This window comes from Citrobacter meridianamericanus (assembly GCF_041320245.1).
GTDB lineage: Bacteria > Pseudomonadota > Gammaproteobacteria > Enterobacterales > Enterobacteriaceae > Citrobacter > Citrobacter meridianamericanus.
In genome coordinates, this window is the sequence record NZ_CP101036.1 from 3312594 (window position 1) to 3329678 (window position 17085).

A 17085-nucleotide genomic window follows, 5' to 3' on the forward strand; every position below is an offset into this window, starting at 1 on the left:
TGCTAAGACCGGTTAAGTGCATACGCTCAAAACTGGATAAACACCATATACCAGGAATACGGGTAGTTCATCATATAAAAATATGAAACAATTATTTTTCTTCAATAATTAATGTCGCATTCGCGTTAAAACTACCGGTAGCAATATCACGTGTAATTACGCTTGGATTCTTGGCTAAGGCCGCCTTTACTGTCACATTTAGCACCCCACCGCTTGTTGACCCAAGATCGAAGGGTGAAGAATTTGCATTGACGTCCTTGCCCGCAATATTAAACTTCACACCAAGTGCGGGGTTGGAAGTCTTAAGCTGTCCACCAGCCCATGTTACTCCTGTACCACTTAATTTGGCCTGAAAAGTATGAACGGGAAGCACGGAGACCCCACTACAGTTAATACTCAATTTAACAGATTTTTCGTAGGCTCCAGTATTCGTTATACCGGCTCTATCAACCTCACCAAAATCAATATTCAGCGTACTAGTCGCTACACATTTTTCGATCGGAGGTTTACTTTCTGAGCCCCCCATATCACTCTTACAACCAAAGCCTTCCACTAAACCAGAAATACCCGTGGGATTACCAGAACCAGTGCTATAGAATAAACCCACGCAATAAACATTACCCACACCCGTAGTAATCGTAGAACCGAGCTGAGGGTAATAATAAGCGATGCCCTGAGCTAAGTAACCGGGATCGGTTTGATCTATATTAACCCATTTCATGGGTTTAAGCGGCCCCGCGGACTTAGACAAATCATGGTATGCAGTCAGCCACGTATACTTATTTGAGTCCGTATACGTATTGGTACCCACTGAACTTTGACGAACACCAAGTGTAATTTTAATTGCGTTTGATTTAGCCCAAACAGCAGGATTACCATTCATTACTACATCGAATACATGTGGTACGGCAGTGACATAATTATTAGCTGGACCTCTTTTAACACAAGCAATTCCAGAGGTGCTCCCACACCCCGCATCACCCGGCTTACCATAAAAAAAACTTGCAGATACTGGGGGTGTGACTAAAGTCACAACCACGAAAAAAATATATACCAATGATTTAATCACCTATAGCCCCTCCACAAGAACAAAATTGTTAAGTAATATATTAAAACTCAGTTAATGCAAATCTATCCTGGAAATAAAATATACTTTTCTCATAAATAGTGTTGAAAAACATAGTTTATGACCCTCGCTAAGGATAAAGTACAGTACACTCTCTTTTCAGTGCGGAATATTTATCTGCCAATCGAAAATGCTTCGCAATATTCACCCTCGTCCAACAGACGTTTCGATCGTTATTTCGGTCGCTATAGTCACGGGCCCAACGCTCAAACTCGATTAGTAATTGATCATTTCGCGTAGTATTATAACTCAACAACATACTGATATGTCGATCGAACTGATAGCGCTCCCATTGAAGCATGGGCATATCGATTCGTGCCAGATAGTCTTTATTCTTCATCCCACTACGCTCAAACTGATATAAATAGAAATTAGCCTGTAGCATAAAGATAAAAATCGCAGCAAAAAGAAAAAAAACAACGCCAAAAGTTATTCTAAGCAGACGTGCGCGCCCCCTGAGAATAGGTCTTCCATCATCACGCAAGAAAGAGATGCACAGCAAAGAAATAAATAAATGCGGCATTGACAGATAAAAGGGAAACTCGGTCATTGTATGCAAGGCAATGGGAATCATCACATATAGCCATAAGTAATTCTCATTACATTTAGGTGTGGTCGCCTGACGCAGAATCCCATAGATGATACAACCGATCCCAACAAGTGCTAATATTCCTCCTTCAACCCACCAATATAGAATTTCATTATGCGGGTGTGTCACCCGCCAGGCCTCTTGCGCCTGGGGTGCAGAGAGGGTACGTAATAAGGTATAGGCGTATTCACCATATCCCACCCCGGTGAGTAAATGGGCCTTTATCATTGACCAAGTGGCAATCAAAAGGATCCATCGCAAGTGGCTCGACATCTGCTTATCAACCAATAAGCCGTCCAAAACCCACCAACCTTGTTGCACGGCATACATGATCCCGATGCCCACTCCCGCGCCGAGCAAAGGGTACAACAAGACAGCAGCAACCGTATCGTGCCGTCTGGTCAGATAACGGCCTAAATACAGTGTATAGACCACTATCCCCGCCAACCAGCCGACTCGCGATGACAACATCACCAAAATCAGAGATATCATAATCTGGCTAAGTGCCAGGAAAGCCCTCACCCAAGCTGGCTTACTCATCGAATAGAGGATAAAAGAGATGGCCAGCCCCGTCGCAAGAAAAGAAGCCAGTACGTTAACTTGTTGAAAAATTCCGCCGGGGCGGCTTCCCGCTCCCATCAGCAATTGACCGATCTGCCATAAGGAGACAACCGCTTCAATCACGGTAGCGCCGAAGATCGCCCACATTACCCTGATCTTTTGCGTGAAACATAATCTCAATTGGTATAGCAGGACGTAAATAAACAGCCCACCCCATAATGCCATTACTCGCCAGACAGCATTCATCATGCCTGCGCGGCTGGCCCAAAACAGGGGAACCGTCAGCAGAAAGCCCCCCAAAACCATAGCGCTGATGTAACGCGGATAGATAAAGCGGCCTCGATTGCCACTGAACGCAATTACGCACATCAACATACAGATCCACAACCATGCAAAGATATTGAGAGGAAGATTCAGGCCATTTCCGCCTCGGTTTGGTAAATAGATATGCATCAGAACCAGGAAGTACAATGCAATCAGTAGGCATATTGCATTCTTATAGGTATAGCCTCGCAGTAGATTAATCGTCATACCAGCCTCAGGGGTACTCGATAGTAAAGGTTGCTACGGCGCTAAAGTTACCGCGAACAATACTATGCGAGGCAATCGCGCTAGGTATTCCCTGTATAAAAGCACGAAATCTCAACGTCGTCGTACCATTAAACAGTGGCGAGGTCGGCATAGCCTCATTAAAGGGTAATAACTGTACGATTGGGCCAGAACCGTCATTGACGACGCGCTCCATACCCACGGCGATACCCGTCTTCTCACCGGACGATGGAACAATATAACCAGGTAATTCTGTGCTCGGTGTACCGCTAAACGTCATCTGTACGATGTTTCCAGAGTCAATATCACAATCTTTTAAATTAATAACAAATTGTTGGCTATGCGTTCTCTGGTTCAAATACAAATACTTGTCGACAATGGTTCCAAAAGATACCTCAACATCAGAGGTATCTGGGTCCAGTTCACATGGATCCATAACTAAAAAACCACTAAACTTTAAGTTATCATCTGCCTGAGCCGAATGTATTCCCGCCATATCTATTAAACAAATCAACATAAGCAAACTGATTCTAATACTCATGTCTCCCCCTTATAAATACTCTGCGAGTAGCGTCGCCGTGGCGCTAAAAGCTTTCTCAGGTAGCGTTGCACCTGGTTTCTGCACGGGAACCGCCTCAAGGATTAGACTTCCCGAATCGAAATTAATCTGAACCGGTTTATTCATTTCAAAGTCTGCACCGTTAGCAAGTAATTTTAAGCCTAACCCATCTACCGTTGTCGTTAGCACGGACTTCTCGAAATAACTGGCTCCATTAATCGCCAGAGTCAGCTTTAACTCTGGAGAATACTCTTCGCATGTGATGGAGTAAGGGATTTTTTGTTTATAATTTAATCCATCTATTTTTTTGATCCTTACTTTTCCAAAATCGATATTTATCAAACTGTCACCATTAATATGGCATGGTTTTCTTTTTAATACCCCATAGAATCTTAAATTAGTCGTATCACCTGTTAGATGATTATCAGAAGTTATTGCTTGACTAACTGGCATTATTAATATCCACAGGCCTAAACAAAGCATCAACGTCCTCATTAAAACGCCCCCTTCACTTAATTAAATGCCACAGTCAAGGTTGCAGAGGTAAAAAACCTCACACCATTTAACTTAGAAACATCGGCATCACCAATAACTACCGCAGCCCTTAATTTAGGTGCTATGGATGGATCGTCACCGAGTGAAATTATTTCATCTGGCTTAAGTTGAATATTATCACGAAATAGCTTAATACCGACGCCTGGTACATTTGTTGCTAAAAGAGACCTATCACTACTACTCACAGTGCCCGATATATGTAACTGAATATCGCTATACGCATAGTCACCCGTACAGCTAAGGGTATAGCCAATGTCTTTACGGTTGCTATCTCCTACCAAATCAGCAATATATACGTCACCAAAATTGATATCGAGCTCAGTCTTATTAAAACTACAAGCTCCGGTCGAAATTACAGTCCCCGATATATTAATACCCGTAGAAAAATTTAACTTTCTCGTATCGGCCCTGCCAATAATGGTAACGCTGGATAACAGTATAAATAAAAACATCCTGTACATCATAGCACGTCCCCTCCAATAAATACCTCCCCCTGCCTTATAATTCGTCAATCGTAATCCAACTTAAAGTTAAGCGTCGCACGGTAAGGTCCGGCGATCAACTTATGGTTATTACGTACAACTTGCACATTATAAATAAGCTTATCATTGATAGAATTGATGACGTAGGGCCTATTATTATCATTCAAATAGACAGGACGATATTGCGAGTCACTCAATCGTAAAGAGATGCCCTGTGCCATGCCTTCGACCTCGATAACGTTTTTTTGCTCTTGTTCTTGTACTGTAGCAAATGAGATCTTAACAATAGGCTGCATGCTGTTCGTCGTCAGATTACCGTTACGCGCGTCACGCATATCTCCAGAATAATAAATGCAATCACGCAAGGCGATAAAGAATCGGCGAGGCTGAATATTCGCATTCTCATCAGCCAGTTCGGCAAAGTTCACTTCACCCAGCTCGATTTGTTGATACACCGAGCCATTATCGATCCAGCATGCCCCTTCGACTAACTCACCAATTACATTTAAAGTCCCATGCTCACCATCAATGGCCAGCGAGTCAAGGGCTCTGGCATTAACACTCACCGTGATCATCAGAGACGCGAGTACAATATACAGTCTCTTTATATAGGAGCTAATCATATGCCTCCACCGATAAAAGCCACCAATATCGCGCCGTTTCAATCACACATTAACCGTTAATATTCGATGTGACTTTACACTGGCTTCCGCTACAGCCAAACACCAGTTTCGGTCGGCCACCAAAGTCATTGATATACGTCAGAACTGGCGTACTCCCCAACGCCTTCTCATCTCCCTTATAATCGGCACTCGACTTCGGTGCAATCATGATGGGCTCAAACCCGCCAAGCGCTTTTCCCTTCTCCGAATTAGAAGCATAGGCAATAGTTACGTTATAAGGTGTCGGGTTATTAACCACGAGTTTATTCCCCTTGCGCTCAATAGTTATCCCCTTTTGAAAAGGATCGCCATAGTCCTTAATGACGATAGCTTTCGGTCGATAAAAAATCTTGATTTTTGTCTGCAAGGCAATCTGCAACGTATTAGGCTTATTGCTTTTAGGTGGAATCTCTCTCAAGTTAAAGAAAAAAAGACTCTCTCTGTCTTGAGGTAACCCTCTGGCCGCCTCGTTGGTCAGCTGCAATTTTACCTGGCTCTTTGCTCCCGGTTCAACGCGCTGCAAAGGAGGCAGAATAGTCAATGGCGAGGTGATCTTTTTCCCCTGGGCATCCTCTGCCCATGCCTGCGCTAAATAGGGCAGCTGTTTATTATGATTCTGAATATTGACGCTCATAGATGAAGCGTCACCATTAAACACGATGCGCGTCCGATCCAGGGCAATTGCCGCATGAGCGTAGCCAGACAGTGCATACAGAACGCTAATCAAGGTCATCGACAGCTGTTTTTTTAAGTTCATTAAAATTCAACCTATATCATTTACATAACAACAGTAATTTAGTGTCAAACGCGGTGGGGATCTCATGCGGCAAGGTGAATTCACATGTATTCCCATCCCCCCAGGCAACTTTCATTGTTTCATCAGGGTTCATCCCGGCCAGCCATATCACGCCATTATCCGCGACCATACCTGTAGAGATATCTTTCAAATTGCTCGCCATCGCGCCGAACGGTGGATAACTCCCATCGGCAAAGCGGATTACCGCCATTGCCTTACTACCGGCTAACACATTAAAGGATTGATAACCAATAGCACCTTCCGTCAGGGCCGACTGTTTGAGCGAAACAATAGCCTCGGCGTTATCAGGTAATTTATTTAAATCGATATAATAACTATTCTTATAATAACTCTGGACATCGGGACTAACGGCCTTGCCGAAACGGTTAGTAAAGATGACCCCGCCATACTCAGCACGTACCGGGATCCCTGCCACCCCTGTATCCAACATAATCCGAGTATCACCCGGGCTATTGATGCGATGCAGAGCAATCCCTTGTGTCGTTGCAGTCACCCCCCCCTCCATGGAAAGCCCCAAACTGCGATAACTCTGGTTGTAATACCCCGCCGACGCCGTGACTGAAGCCATGTCACCATCATGTTGAAAGTAACCGCTCGCCCGCGAGCGATCGCCATTGTCTAATCCAGCTCTAACCTGGTAAGAGTTATTATCGTCAATAGCATTGTAATAACTTAAACCCGTGGATACCTTGCCTCTATCTTCTTGCAGGTTATAGCCTATACTTCCACGATCGCCGATAGGAATCGACATACCGAGATAATATGAAGTCTCATCATTTTGATAATTATTCTTGGTCTTCGTCGCCGATAAACTGACATTCACATTCTTAAAATTACCAATATCAAAATAACGAGAAACAGTCAGACTGTAGGTGCTGTCGGGCTGTCGATCCCAGTAAGTCTGGCGACTGTAGTTAAGAAAAAAGTTTAGATTTAGTTTTTTTAATTGCTGATTAAATGTGACAGTGTAAAGTTCCCTCCCCCTCGAATAGATAGCATCATCGCGTAACAGATCGATAAACTGATCCATACTCAGGAAGTCTTTATCGGAAAAGCGATATCCGGCAAACGTTATCTGGCTATCGTAATCACTAAAAGTCTTCGAATAGTTAATGCGATACGATCTTCCCGACAGGGAGTACTCCCTAACCTGCGCTTTCGACTGAGAGATATCCAGCGATATTGCCCCGAAAGTCAATAAATCGCGGCCAATCCCCACAGCACCAATTCCGTAATCCTTTGCAAAGAGCCCCCCACCATAGATTGACCAACCATTATTCACCCCATAGGTCGCCTCTGTAGAGGCAAACAATGGACCTTCAACACTATGATCCATGTTGCTTGGTCGCCCGGAGGCAAATTTATAGCGTACAGTTCCCGGACGAGTCAGATAAGGCACGTAGGCAGTATCGACCTGGAACGTATTGACCGAACCATCCTCTTCCTGCACCTTGACGTCGAGCTTACCGTTCACCGTATCTCCCAAATCCTGAATACGGAACGGCCCGGCTGCCACTTGCGTTTGATAGATTATCCGACCCTTTTGGCTCACCGTTACCTTGGCGTTACTTTGCGCAATCCCTCTCACCTCCGGCGCATATCCCCGCAGGCCTGGCGGTAACATGCTGTCATCCGAGCGCACACTTAGCCCTGCAAAACGAAATGAATCAAATACATCCGAACGAAAATAATCCTCTCCCAAAACCAACTTCAGTTGCAGATCCTTTAAGGCTCGATAGGCATAAAAACGCGAAAAATCGAACTGAGAATCCGTCACGAACTTACTTTTCTCATACTGTTCCTGCCAGTCGGCACGTAGACGCCAGGGACCAGCATTCAACCCTAATACTCCATTGGCACTAACGTTCGTTGAATTATCGCCCTGATAGATATATTGCCGCTGCGCATTAATGTTGTAATCAAGCATGACACCGGAAAGTCCCTCATCCCAACGTGCGGAAGGCTCCCAGTTTTCATCCACATACTCAACATAAGCCTGAGGAACATTAATGTATAATGCCCCCGCCGACAGATCGCCTTTCGCACTAAATCCCTTGAGGCTAGACAAATCTAAGCATTGATTATCACGAACCCACTTTAGATCGCTAAGAAACTTCTTCTTAAATCCTAAAGAATCAACAATGTCTTTATTGACACAGGGTAAACTCTTATCATCTGACTCAGCATAAAATTCAACCAACTGCTCAGGCAAGGTACTCTCACCGATCTGAATAACCATCGGATATTTGCCTGGCATAATGTAACCACCAGCAGAAAACTTCGACAAATCCACTGAGGAGCGATCAGCAACATCCAAGACATCTGTATTAAATTCAATTTGTTCTTGCGCTGCATTACTACAATTAGAGTATATAATCAGAATGAAAAACATAAACAATTTTTCACCTGAAAAGGAAATGTATTGAAAATAATGAGTCATAATATTAATAATAATTCATGGCGAATCGAATCACTGCACTATAAGTACCACGCTTAATCTTTTGCCCATTTGATTCTAAATACATGGAGTACGCCAGTATGTTCTCGCCCTTAGCTATCATGTGATTATCAAAGGAAGCCCCTGGAGTAGCTTGCTCACCCGCAACTGTTCTTATCGCCAGCCCAACTCCCTTTGCCTCACCTTTTACATCAAATAATCTCGAAGGGTACGTTTGGCTGGTATTATCACCATAGAATGTAATACTATAATATCCCCATTGATGATCTGGTTTACTCACTGAAACTGTGTCGCAGTTGATTAACTTAATAAAAAAATCTTTTTTATTCTTCTTGTTTTGTCCTAATATAGAACCAACCGTCATCGTCGGCATAAGCACAGTCTGATCCTGGCTTTCGGTATCAATAGCACAAGGAGTATCAACAATCGAACCACCGACATTGACATTACCATGTCCAAAATCTGTCGCACCCACCCAAGCTGGCGTCAATAATAAAATAGGTAAATGCAGGCTAAACTTATCAATAATAAAAAGCCGCCCCATACATTTAACCTTTATTTATCAGAATTGATAAAAGGGGATTGCTCCCCTTTTCGTTTACTCAGTACTTAGTTATAAGCCAGAGTGAAGTTTGCTACAGAAGTGAAGTCACCTGGAACGATGGCGCTCGAAGCATCCAACGCGGTCAGATAGGCGGCAAAATTCAGCTCGTTGTCACCGCTCATAATACCAGTGGTTGAGGCCGCTTCACCTAATGTCACGGGAACGCCATCGTCAGCAGTAACGGCAACGCCTGCGCCAGAAGCAGTACCTGCAATGGCAAACAGATCCGTTGCAGAACCGGCCGGAGTACCATCAAACGTTGTCGTTACTGTTTTATCTGTCAGCGATTCGACATTACAATCTTCCAGTTTGATCTGGAAAGGAACCGGTGTTGACTTGCCGCCACCTTCCAACACCTTGTTAGAGATCTGTCCCAGACTAACAGTCTGATCGATAGAGTCAGGAGCAATGGAGCACGGCGCATCAATAATGGTCCCCGTAAAAGTCACGGTACCATGACCAGAGTCAGCACCCGGCAAAGCTAAGGCGCTACCTGAAGCCATTACCAAACCTACTCCCACAGCAATGACAAGTTTATTAATTTTCATATATGAAATATTCCGTTAGTTTTAACTAAAAATAGAAAATGAATTAATCAAGATTAAATTCACGTCTGCATACCAATCACATCAAACAATAACATCAAGAGCATTAAAATGATGTTTTATAATATAAAACATTAATTCATTTAATATCGCCATATTTATTAAATTAAGAATCTATCTCAATTAGAGTTTATTCCACAGCCGCGAATCCCCTGCATTTTCAGGACGCCAGCTGCGCAAAATCTACAACAGCCGCCAGTTTTTACAACTTGTGTATATTTCGCTTCTGAGGAACGTGAACGCGTTATTTCTTAACATGCCCTAACATTAATTTATCAGCTCCACTATTCATTTTGTGTCAACCTGTACCAGCATATCTCGTTGGTTCACCTTTCATCCCAACCGGTGAGTGTTATGCTCAGACAGTCCAGGATAAGCAGTTGTGTTTTTGACAACTGAGCAAACTGTTTTCTGTAGCTGTCATCAAGAAGAACCAGGAGGCGGAAAGTATCAGGATTGACTATCAGCGTGCCGTATAGCACACCTTTGTATTCATATTTAGCAGTTCCCTTCACCGCCATCTTTAAACAAGATCTCGTACGCAAGCACAGACTTTTTTTCGTATGTGATCCGTCCGGAATAGCATTAAATCCCCTGGCAACCCCAATAAATATTCTATCTCTATTGAGTCGCATGCTACCGTGGTATCCCGCATGTATACATGGACAATAAAATGAGCGTTATTAGTGTGGTCGTTTTAACCTATGTCAAACCGTTAAATGAAGTTGATAGCCTACTTCCTGCACACGTCGAGTGGCTGAAAAAGGGTTATGCCGAGGGTTTATTCCTGACTTCAGGTCCAAAAATCCCACGTTCTGGTGGCGTGATATTGGCAAAATGTGATGATACTGAAAAACTTAAAAACTACCTCAACCAGGATCCCTTCCAACAGTCAGGTATCGCAAAAGTTGAGCTGATCCCATTTGAAGCAACAATGACGACGGCAGCTATAAAAGATATTCTGTAATACCGTTAACAAATAACAAAGCCCGGTTTCCCGGGCTCTGGAGACGGAGTACTTATCAGTTGTAAGCGTTGAGCGTCCGCTGACAGAGCGCCGAACGGACGCAATCGTCTTTATTGAAACGAACTATACCAACCATATCATCTTCTTCGAAACGGGCCAGCGCATCGCTTAGCCCTGAGCGAACGTGCGCAGGTAGATCGCACTGGGTCACATCCCCATTCACAATCACCGTCACATTCTCCCCGAGGCGAGTTAAAAACATCTTCATTTGCGCAGCAGTAACGTTCTGAGCCTCGTCAAGAATGACCACTGCATTTTCAAATGTACGTCCACGCATATAGGCGAACGGTGCGATTTCCACCTTACCAATCTCAGGTCGCAGGCAATATTGCATGAAGGAGGCTCCCAGGCGCTTCACCAGTACGTCATACACTGGGCGAAAATAGGGAGCGAACTTCTCAGAAACATCTCCAGGTAAGAAGCCGAGGTCTTCATCAGCTTGCAGAACTGGACGGGTTACAATGATCCGGTCCACGTCTTTGTGGATCAGGGCCTCTGCTGCTTTTGCCGCGCTGATCCAGGTTTTACCACACCCGGCTTCACCGGTGGCGAAGATCAGCTGTTTACTCTCGATAGCATTCAGGTAGTGCGCCTGAGCCTCATTTCGCGCCGTGATTGGCGTGGCATCGCGACTATCACGCGCCATACCGATCGCTTCTACGCCGCCCATCTGCACAAGCGATGTGACCGACTCATCTTCACGTTGTTTATGACTACGCGAATCCCGCCTCAGCACACGTTTTGCTTCACGACGAGCTTTGATCACTGCTTTTTGTCTTCCCATGGATAGCACCTTGAGTTGTAGGTATACATCACACGCGCCGTTGGCGGCACGATTATGCGCACGAACATCTGAGGGTTGGCTTCCTTGTAAGCCATTGCTTGCTTTCGGATAAGACGCCACACACGGCTACGCGCACCGTACAGGGTGTCAGTTACAAGGAGAAGAAGTGAATGAGTGAGAGATTTAGCGGTGACGAGGAGGCTACCGGAAGAGAAACGTCCGCGTAGGGTACAGCTGCTATTGTGAAAAACATGTCCAATGCAGGACTTTTCCATTCGCGATCTCCATAGTGAACAACCATCACCGCCGGGAACTACCGCTAATACTTATAAGTACATCATAATTTTTTGCCAATGCAACAATATTTTTACTTGTCGTTAACTTAATGTCTATCTTATCACCAGAGACAGTCTCTTGCAGACAGATGACAGAAATATTTCAGTCACGCACCAAGCATAAAAAATAATTTGTTCATTCATGAAGATGTCAGAAAAGCCCCGCTTTACTGCGGGGCATCATCATCAGGCTTCGATCAGGGCCTGTCCCAGATAATGGTTTGCGGTTTTGACGCCCGGCAAAGCAAAGAAGTATCCCCCACCAATCGGTTTGACATACTCTTCGAGTGCTTCGCCGTTCAGACGTTTCTGCACCGTCAAAAAACCTTTTTCCAGGTCGTGCTGATAGCAAACAAACAACAGTCCCATATCCAGCTGACCGGAACTGGTCACGCCGAGTGAATAGCTATAGCCACGGCGCATCATCAAACTGGAGTCAGTCTCTTTGGTGCGAGGATTTGCCAGACGGATATGGCTGTCGAGCGCAATCACCTCACCGTCAGGATCGTTGGCATAGTCAGGCACATCGTGCTCGTGCCGCATACCCAGCGGCGCGCCGGTATGTTTATCGCGACCAAAAATCGTTTGCTGCTCTTGTAGCGGCGTACGATCCCAGAACTCAACGCGGAACTGAATGAGCCTGACGGCCTGATAACTCCCACCTTGCGCCCACGCGGGTTCACCCTGCCCATCCGTCACCCACACGACCTCTTGCATCAACTTCGCATTCGTAGCGTCAGGATTCGCGGTGCCGTCCTTAAAGCCAAGTAAGTTGACCGGGGTCTCTTTACCCTTACTGCGCGCGGCGTGGTCGGAAATAAACCCTTCACGTTTCCAACGTACGCTGAGGAGATCAGGCGTATGTTTAATAATATCGCGCAGCGCATGGATGACGGTGTCCTGCGTGTTGGCACAAATCTGCAGCAGCAAATCACCATGACACAGCGCCGCATCCAGCGAATCATTTGGGAAGCGGGTCATTTTTTGCAGCTTTTTCGGCATCTGCGATTTCAGACCATAACGTTCATCAAATAGCGAGGAGCCGACTGATAACGTCATCGTCAGGTTGTCTGGTGCAATATATGCGCCGAGGATACCGGAATCCATAGGGGGGAGACGCGGATTCGGCGTATCCGGCGCCGGCCCGCCGGTAGTCAGAAACGCAAATCGGCTGGTCAGTAACCGGAACAAACGTTCAAGATCGGCTTTATCGCTGGCGAGCACATCGAACGCCACCAGCATCATTGATGCCTGCTGCGGCGTCAGGATCCCAGCCTGATGCTGACCATAAAACGGCTGCGCTTCGCTACGCGCATCAGGGGACAGCGTTCCCGGCGCGCTTTGTGGTTTTTGCGCGTGGGCAACCGGACACCCACCCGCCAGCGCCAGCGCCCCACCCAGAGCGCCCATCCCTTTCAGTAAACGTCGGCGTGACGGTTCGCTCACGCCGTTTTCATAATCTTGCTGCATAGTGCTTAATCCAGGCCCAGAACACCGCGTAATTGCGACAAGTCTTCCGCCAGCGTCGTGATCGGCCCTTTCAGCGCATTGCGATCGGCATCGGTCAGTTTGTCATAGGTTTCAAAACCGTCTTTGGTACGGTACTTACTCAGAATGCTATCGACTTTTTTGAAGTTCGCATCCACCTTCGCCAGCAGTTCAGCATTGGATTTTTGTAACTGAGGACGCAGGAGATCGACAATTTTCTGTGCGCCATCGACGTTGGCCTGGAAATCCCACAGATCGGTATGGCTGTAGCGATCTTCTTCCCCGCTGATTTTGCTGGCAGCGACTTCTTCAATCAAACCGGCTGCCCCGCCAACCACTTTTGACGGTGGGAAGGCCAGTTCGCTAATGCGCGTTTGCAGATCGATAACGTCACTGTTCAACTGATCGGCGTATTTATCCATACCCTTGGTGGTATTGTCGCCAAACAGCGCTTTTTCCAGGCGGTGGAAACCGGTGAAATTAGGATCAGCGGCTTTTTGCTCGTAGTCGTCTTCACGGGCATCGATGCTGCCGTCGAGATCGGAGAACAATTCAGCAATCGGTTCAATACGCTCATAATGCTGACGCGTTGGCGCATACAGCGATTTCGCTTTTTCCACATCGCCGGCTTTAATCGCATCGGTGAAGGCTTTAGTCCCCGTAACCAGCTGCGCGGTTTCTGCTGTCACATAGGCTTTGTATCCGGTAATCGCACCGTCCAGGCTCAGTAGAGCATCGCTCTGCGCAGCATCCGCCGTTGCGCTACCTTTTACGATCAGTTTGCCTTTCGGGTTAGTCAACAGACCACAGGTCATCTCATATTCGCCAGGCTGCAGATTAGCCGTCATTTTCTGGCTAAAGCCTGGCGCAATGTTTTCACGCTCTTCAACCACCATGACGCCTTTAAGAATTTCCCACTCCAGCGCTTTCTGACTATGGTTCTGGATGATGAATTGCGTTTTCCCGGCGTTAACCGTGAGGGTCATCGGCTCACACTGTTTGTCGTTAACCGTGACTTTTACCTGCGGAATATCGGCGGCTTGAGCAGAAAAAGCGGATGCAAACAGCACAGCAATACCCAACTGCAGCGCACTACGGCGAAAATGAAGCGTCATAACCTGGCCCTTTAATAAGTATGTTGTAACTAAAAAATATTCTGCATCGCATTTTTATCAGGGTGCGGTACGCGATGCCGTAGTACCTGAGCGCGGCGGTAGTGCAAACATAACCAAAGCTGGAAGCAGGTAGATAAACCAAACGGCGACTTCACTGACGCTTGGCGCTTCCTGATAACCGAAAATACCTTCCATTAATGTGCCAAACAGCGAATGCGTCGAAAGCACGCTACTCATGTCGAACGCCACATCCTGAAAATGATTCCATAACCCGGCTTCGTGGAACGCGCGGATGGCTCCAGCGGCAAGACCGGCAGCCACCAGCAGAATAAACAGGCTGGTCCATTTGAAGAATGCCCCGAGATTGAGTTTGATCCCGCCGAGGTAAATCAGGTAACCCAGTACCACCGCAGTGCCCAGCCCCAGAATCGCACCTAACGGCGGCCAGATGCCGACATCCTGCTGGAATGCCGCCAGCAGGAAGAACACAGATTCCAGTCCTTCACGGGCAACAGCAAAAAAGACCATCATTACCAGCGCCCAACCGTGATGATTACTGCGTTGCAACGCGTTATCGACAGCCTGTTCAAGCTGGACTTTGACGTTGCGGGAAACGTTGCGCATCCAGAACACCATCCAGGTGAGGATCACTACGGCAATCAGCGCCACGATACCTTCAAACAGCTCCTGTTCTTTTTGCGGAAATTCGCCGGTGGTTTCGTTGATGAAAACGCCTAAGGCCAGGCACAATGCCGCCGCCAGCAGAACACCAATCCACATCACCCCAATCCATCGACCACGCTGAGTCCGTTTCAGGTAGCTGGCAATCAGGCTGACAATCAGCGCGGCCTCTAACCCTTCGCGCAACATAATGAGAAATGGAACAAACATGCGAAGAACCCTTAAACGTTATTCTCGGTCAATTGATGAAAAGAAAAGTAAATTACAGTGATAGTGATTATCATTACAGCAAAGAAAAACTCAAGCAGAATGTTTTGAGAATGATGACTTAATGTAAACAGTTAGGCGGGTAATGGTTATGCAGGTTTGCGGGGGCGCAATAAAAAGCCCGCGCACGGCGGGCTTCAGGGACAGGAGATAAATTATTCTGCCTGTAAACGCGACGGCGGAGCGGAGTGATAATGGGCGTCAGCCTCGGCAAAACGTTGCTGCATAGCAGTTGAAGGTGCTTTACCTACCAGGCTGAAAATCACAATCCCGATGCTGCCAAAAATAAAGCCAGGGATGATTTCATACAGACCCAACCAGGCAAACTGTTTCCAGACGATAACCGTCACCGCGCCGATGATCATCCCTGCTAACGCGCCGTTACGGGTCATGCGCGACCACATTACAGAGAACAGAACCACCGGACCAAATGCCGCGCCAAAACCAGCCCAGGCGTAGCTTACCAGACCCAGCACGCGGTTCTCCGGGTTCGCCGCCAGCGCAATAGATACCAGCGCCACGACCAGCACCATGATGCGACCAATCCAAACCAGCTCTTTCTGGCTGGCATTTTTACGCAGGAACGCTTTGTACAAATCTTCAGTGATTGCACTCGAGCATACCAGCAGCTGGCAGCTCAGCGTCGACATCACCGCAGCGAGGATCGCAGACAGCAGAATACCGGCAATCCACGGGTTGAACAGGATTTGCGCCAGTTCAATAAACACGCGCTCGGCGTTCTGATTAACGGCACCGGCCAACGTCGGATTGTTGTTAAAGTAAGCGATACCAAAGAAGCCAACGGCAACTGCTCCTGCCAGACAGAGGATCATCCAGGCCATACTGATACGGCGAGCATGAACAATACTATGATGAGAATCTGCCGCCATAAAGCGCGCCAGAATATGCGGCTGACCGAAATAGCCCAGACCCCAGCCCATCAGCGAAATGATGGCAACAAAATTCAGCCCTTTGAACATGTCCACGTTCTCAATGCTCTTTTGTTTAATCACTTCCAGTGAATCATCGAACCCACCCACGCCAATAATAACCATCACCGGCGTCAGGAGCAGGGCGAAAATCATCAGGCTGGCCTGGACAGTATCGGTCCAGCTTACCGCCAGGAAACCACCGATAAAGGTGTAAATGATAGTCGCGGCCGCCCCCGCCCACAGCGCGGTTTCGTAGCTCATACCAAAGGTGCTTTCAAACAGACGCGCCCCTGCCACAATACCGGAAGCACAATAGATGGTGAAAAACAGCAGAATAACCAGCGCGGAGATAATACGCAGAATCCGGCTTTTATCTTCAAAGCGTCCGGTAAAGTAATCCGGTAACGTCAGTGCATTGTTATTGTATTCGGTGTGTACGCGTAAACGTCCGGCCACCAGTTTCCAGTTGATCCATGCGCCCAAAATAAGACCGATAGCGATCCAGCTTTCTGAAATCCCCGACAGGAAAATTGCGCCAGGCAGCCCCATCAGCAGCCAGCCGCTCATGTCAGATGCCCCGGCGGATAACGCGGTCACGAATGGACCCAGACTGCGCCCACCAAGAATGTAATCGTCAAAGTTTTTGGTCGAACGCCATGCAATAAACCCTATCAATATCATGCCGAAAATATAGACACAGAATGTCACTAACATCGGTGTGCTAATAGCCATCAAAACTCTCCAAAATTATGTATCAGCAATGCCGTGGCTTGCCGTTTTATTACCCTGCCGGAACGTGGCAAAGATATCTATGTTTACCAGGCGACCGTATCCTGCCGGAAGCGATGGTTATTCACAATCGATTTAACACACCATTTACATCAAATTT

17 protein-coding genes are annotated in these 17085 nt (G+C 46.6%); 1 reads left to right on the forward strand and 16 read right to left on the reverse strand.

Going from position 1 to position 17085, the window contains the following annotated elements; genetic code table 11:
- Nucleotides 1-91 precede the first annotated feature (91 nt).
- The 11 genes from NMD08_RS16350 to NMD08_RS16400 form a co-directional block, all read right to left on the reverse strand.
- The gene (locus NMD08_RS16350; RefSeq protein WP_370618574.1) at nt 92-1069 is read right to left on the reverse strand and encodes a fimbrial protein; all 978 of its coding nucleotides are present in this window, start codon (nt 1067-1069) and stop codon (nt 92-94) included.
- A 127-nt stretch (nt 1070-1196) separates the two neighbouring features.
- Nucleotides 1197-2807: a Wzy polymerase domain-containing protein gene (locus NMD08_RS16355; RefSeq protein ID WP_370618576.1), complete on the reverse strand. Its 1611-nt coding sequence runs from the start codon at nt 2805-2807 to the stop codon at nt 1197-1199.
- A 7-nt stretch (nt 2808-2814) separates the two neighbouring features.
- Nucleotides 2815-3366, reverse strand: a complete 552-nt coding sequence (locus NMD08_RS16360) for a fimbrial protein (protein ID WP_247604985.1) — start codon at nt 3364-3366, stop codon at nt 2815-2817.
- A 9-nt stretch (nt 3367-3375) separates the two neighbouring features.
- Nucleotides 3376-3837, reverse strand: coding sequence for a fimbrial protein (locus NMD08_RS16365; RefSeq protein ID WP_187259677.1), 462 nt, complete (start codon nt 3835-3837; stop codon nt 3376-3378).
- 59 nt (nt 3838-3896) lie between these two features.
- Nucleotides 3897-4403 (reverse strand): fimbrial protein, encoded by a 507-nt coding sequence (locus NMD08_RS16370; protein ID WP_187259678.1) that lies wholly within the window; start codon nt 4401-4403, stop codon nt 3897-3899.
- A gap of 44 nt (nt 4404-4447) precedes the next feature.
- The gene (locus NMD08_RS16375) at nt 4448-5044 is read right to left on the reverse strand and encodes a fimbrial protein (RefSeq protein ID WP_151217996.1); all 597 of its coding nucleotides are present in this window, start codon (nt 5042-5044) and stop codon (nt 4448-4450) included.
- Nucleotides 5045-5093: 49 nt separating this feature from the next.
- Nucleotides 5094-5840 (reverse strand): fimbria/pilus periplasmic chaperone, encoded by a 747-nt coding sequence (locus NMD08_RS16380; protein ID WP_151217995.1) that lies wholly within the window; start codon nt 5838-5840, stop codon nt 5094-5096.
- 16 nt (nt 5841-5856) lie between these two features.
- On the reverse strand, nt 5857-8292 hold the full coding sequence (locus NMD08_RS16385; RefSeq protein ID WP_187259680.1) for a fimbria/pilus outer membrane usher protein: 2436 nt from the start codon (nt 8290-8292) through the stop codon (nt 5857-5859).
- Nucleotides 8293-8344: 52 nt separating this feature from the next.
- On the reverse strand, nt 8345-8902 hold the full coding sequence (locus NMD08_RS16390; RefSeq protein ID WP_187259681.1) for a fimbrial protein: 558 nt from the start codon (nt 8900-8902) through the stop codon (nt 8345-8347).
- Between the two features lie 65 nt (nt 8903-8967).
- On the reverse strand, nt 8968-9510 hold the full coding sequence (locus tag NMD08_RS16395; protein ID WP_151217990.1) for a fimbrial protein: 543 nt from the start codon (nt 9508-9510) through the stop codon (nt 8968-8970).
- A gap of 383 nt (nt 9511-9893) precedes the next feature.
- Nucleotides 9894-10202, reverse strand: coding sequence for a hypothetical protein (locus NMD08_RS16400; RefSeq protein WP_370618579.1), 309 nt, complete (start codon nt 10200-10202; stop codon nt 9894-9896).
- Nucleotides 10203-10240: 38 nt separating this feature from the next.
- Here NMD08_RS16400 and NMD08_RS16405 point away from each other — a divergent pair, with 38 nt between their 5' ends.
- The gene (locus tag NMD08_RS16405; protein ID WP_151217989.1) at nt 10241-10534 is read left to right on the forward strand and encodes a YciI family protein; all 294 of its coding nucleotides are present in this window, start codon (nt 10241-10243) and stop codon (nt 10532-10534) included.
- 55 nt (nt 10535-10589) lie between these two features.
- On the opposite strand, the gene phoH is transcribed toward NMD08_RS16405, so the two are convergent.
- The 5 genes from phoH to putP all read right to left on the reverse strand — a co-directional run bounded on the left by phoH (nt 10590) and on the right by putP (nt 16928).
- Nucleotides 10590-11378, reverse strand: coding sequence for a phosphate starvation-inducible protein PhoH (phoH, locus tag NMD08_RS16410; protein WP_003036052.1), 789 nt, complete (start codon nt 11376-11378; stop codon nt 10590-10592).
- Between the two features lie 521 nt (nt 11379-11899).
- The gene (efeB, locus tag NMD08_RS16415) at nt 11900-13183 is read right to left on the reverse strand and encodes an iron uptake transporter deferrochelatase/peroxidase subunit (protein WP_370618581.1); all 1284 of its coding nucleotides are present in this window, start codon (nt 13181-13183) and stop codon (nt 11900-11902) included.
- Between the two features lie 5 nt (nt 13184-13188).
- Nucleotides 13189-14316, reverse strand: a complete 1128-nt coding sequence (gene efeO / locus NMD08_RS16420; RefSeq protein WP_252838117.1) for an iron uptake system protein EfeO — start codon at nt 14314-14316, stop codon at nt 13189-13191.
- A 57-nt stretch (nt 14317-14373) separates the two neighbouring features.
- Entirely contained in the window at nt 14374-15207 is an 834-nt protein-coding gene (efeU, locus tag NMD08_RS16425) for an iron uptake transporter permease EfeU (protein WP_278238792.1), read from the reverse strand.
- Between the two features lie 212 nt (nt 15208-15419).
- A complete protein-coding gene (gene putP, locus NMD08_RS16430) occupies nt 15420-16928 on the reverse strand; it encodes a sodium/proline symporter PutP (RefSeq protein WP_278238791.1) in 1509 nt (502 codons plus the stop codon).
- Between the last annotated feature and the right edge of the window lie 157 nt (nt 16929-17085).

Excerpts from the sequence above, each read along its gene's own strand:
- NMD08_RS16360 (WP_247604985.1), bottom strand. The coding sequence starts at position 3,366 with ATGAGTATTAGAATCAGTTTGCTTATGTTGATTTGTTTAATAGATATG.
- NMD08_RS16390 (WP_187259681.1), bottom strand. The coding sequence starts at position 8,902 with ATGGGGCGGCTTTTTATTATTGATAAGTTTAGCCTGCATTTACCTATT.
- phoH (WP_003036052.1), bottom strand. The coding sequence starts at position 11,378 with ATGGGAAGACAAAAAGCAGTGATCAAAGCTCGTCGTGAAGCAAAACGT.
- NMD08_RS16405 (WP_151217989.1), top strand. The coding sequence starts at position 10,241 with ATGAGCGTTATTAGTGTGGTCGTTTTAACCTATGTCAAACCGTTAAAT.
- NMD08_RS16380 (WP_151217995.1), bottom strand. The coding sequence starts at position 5,840 with ATGAACTTAAAAAAACAGCTGTCGATGACCTTGATTAGCGTTCTGTAT.
- efeB (WP_370618581.1), bottom strand. The coding sequence starts at position 13,183 with ATGCAGCAAGATTATGAAAACGGCGTGAGCGAACCGTCACGCCGACGT.
- putP (WP_278238791.1), bottom strand. The coding sequence starts at position 16,928 with ATGGCTATTAGCACACCGATGTTAGTGACATTCTGTGTCTATATTTTC.
- NMD08_RS16365 (WP_187259677.1), bottom strand. The coding sequence starts at position 3,837 with ATGCCAGTTAGTCAAGCAATAACTTCTGATAATCATCTAACAGGTGAT.
- NMD08_RS16370 (WP_187259678.1), bottom strand. The coding sequence starts at position 4,403 with ATGATGTACAGGATGTTTTTATTTATACTGTTATCCAGCGTTACCATT.
- NMD08_RS16395 (WP_151217990.1), bottom strand. The coding sequence starts at position 9,510 with ATGAAAATTAATAAACTTGTCATTGCTGTGGGAGTAGGTTTGGTAATG.
- NMD08_RS16375 (WP_151217996.1), bottom strand. The coding sequence starts at position 5,044 with ATGATTAGCTCCTATATAAAGAGACTGTATATTGTACTCGCGTCTCTG.
- efeU (WP_278238792.1), bottom strand. The coding sequence starts at position 15,207 with ATGTTTGTTCCATTTCTCATTATGTTGCGCGAAGGGTTAGAGGCCGCG.
- NMD08_RS16385 (WP_187259680.1), bottom strand. The coding sequence starts at position 8,292 with ATGTTTTTCATTCTGATTATATACTCTAATTGTAGTAATGCAGCGCAA.
- NMD08_RS16355 (WP_370618576.1), bottom strand. The coding sequence starts at position 2,807 with ATGACGATTAATCTACTGCGAGGCTATACCTATAAGAATGCAATATGC.
- efeO (WP_252838117.1), bottom strand. The coding sequence starts at position 14,316 with ATGACGCTTCATTTTCGCCGTAGTGCGCTGCAGTTGGGTATTGCTGTG.
- NMD08_RS16400 (WP_370618579.1), bottom strand. The coding sequence starts at position 10,202 with ATGCGACTCAATAGAGATAGAATATTTATTGGGGTTGCCAGGGGATTT.